Origin of the sequence: Herbaspirillum sp. B65 (genome assembly GCF_000333555.1) — a bacterium.
Taxonomy (GTDB): Bacteria; Pseudomonadota; Gammaproteobacteria; order Burkholderiales; family Burkholderiaceae_D; genus Herbaspirillum; species Herbaspirillum rubrisubalbicans.
Map to the genome: position 1 here is coordinate 1 of NZ_BADI01000489.1, position 1,617 is coordinate 1,617.

A 1,617-nucleotide genomic window follows, 5' to 3' on the forward strand; every position below is an offset into this window, starting at 1 on the left:
CCCCACCCGGCCCCCGGCTGACAATGCCCCTGTTGCTGCCGGCCACACTGGCCGCGACCTGCCTGCCGGCCCATGCCGAGTGGTCACCGCTGGGCGAGAACAGCATCGGCAGTTTCTTCATCGACAAGAGCAGTATCGTGACCACCCGCAGCGTGCGCCAGGCCCAGATCCTGTTGAACTGGAACCGCCCGCAATTGCTCATGGGCCAGGGCAGCAAGACCTATTACCTCTCCGAAGTCTCGACCGCCTACTTCGACTGCAGCAATCGCCAGTTGGGATTCGGCAGCCGCAAGATGTATGCGCAGGCCGATGGTCGCGGACAACTGCTGCTGGCCCCGCAACTGGCCTATTCGGATGTGAAGCTGCAGGATCCGATTCCTGGTTCGACCGGGGAGCGGGCCATTGAGGCGGTGTGCGGTAAATAGCTGCGCCACTGGCGGACGATGCCGCAACACCCGCCCTCAAAAGCACACTAAGCCCATGTTTTCATTGAGAAAATGTATAATCTTGCGTATATCAAGGTTGTCATCTCATGAGAGGCCGATATGAAGCTATCGAGCAGGTTGAGGGTGTCGTTGCGCAAGCGCCAGGGCCAGGTCGTACTGCGCAGCGAACTCACCAGAATGGCCAGCCCCTCGCAGCTCAGTGCCGGACTGAATCAACTGGTCGGGCAAGGATGGCTGATACGACTCAGTGAAGGGCTCTATGCCAAGTCGCAGCCTGGCGAGGATGGGCGTGGTCACCTGCAAGCCCCGCCTGCCGACCTGCTGCGCGAGGCCTTCGCCAAGCTCGGCATTCAAATCAATGGCTTGCAACAGGACACCGAGCAAGATCGCCTGGTACTGTGGGTAGATGTCGGCAGTCGCCGCATCGAACGCAAGGTGGACATCGATGGCGTGGAAGTGCGCTATTTGCGTCATGCCATGCAGGACGGGATGTGCCCCTCTCTGCCTGCGAATCCAGACGACCTTCCCACCACAGGTGTACAGAGCTTCATCGAACGCTACGCGCGAGCCCATCGCGTGCATCCCGTGCGCACCGGACTGGACGACTATGCCGAAGCCGTCACCCGTGCCGCAGGCGATGACGTGACACTGGACCCGGTGGGCAAGCTGCTGGTCGCCCTGAAGAAGAAAGGCCTTCTCAATGGCGCACAACTGGCGCGCCTGATGACCAACTATATGCGGGAGACAAAAGGTGTTCGATCCCTTCGGCGACTTCCAGAGCGCGGGCTATCTACGCAACATTGAAGGTCTCAAGGATGGCGATGAAGCGACGTTGCCCATGCCGCCGAAGATACAACGGCCGTCGCCATTACCTGGATATGAAACGTAGCCGTGGCACAACCGGGCAGGACAACGACGACTAGCACAATCAGCAAATTATTTACGCTGGCGGGGCTACCTTGCTTTCCCATCTGGAGCATGAACTTCATCTCTTCAAGAAAGATAGATCAACACAAGGCTTGCTCTCGCGAATGAAATCGGTAATAATCGCTGGCTTGCGTCGCCGGGATGGCGGAATAGGTAGACGCACGGGACTCAAAATCCCGCGCCGCAAGGCGTGCCGGTTCGATTCCGGCTCCCGGCACCAGATGATTACTCAATGAAGACCTAG

Annotated in this window: 2 protein-coding genes and 1 tRNA gene; all 3 read left to right on the forward strand. The window is 59.1% G+C overall.

Translation table 11 applies throughout. The features are described 5' to 3' along the window. On the forward strand, positions 1-425 hold a 425-nt coding region (locus I5W_RS11845), incomplete at its 5' end, for a surface-adhesin E family protein (RefSeq protein WP_374702134.1). A 120-nt stretch (positions 426-545) separates the two neighbouring features. Then, a complete protein-coding gene (locus I5W_RS32445) occupies positions 546-1,250 on the forward strand; it encodes a hypothetical protein (RefSeq protein ID WP_034314092.1) in 705 nt (234 codons plus the stop codon). Between the two features lie 258 nt (positions 1,251-1,508). Further along, positions 1,509-1,593: transfer RNA gene (locus tag I5W_RS11855), tRNA-Leu, on the forward strand. Positions 1,594-1,617 lie beyond the last annotated feature (24 nt).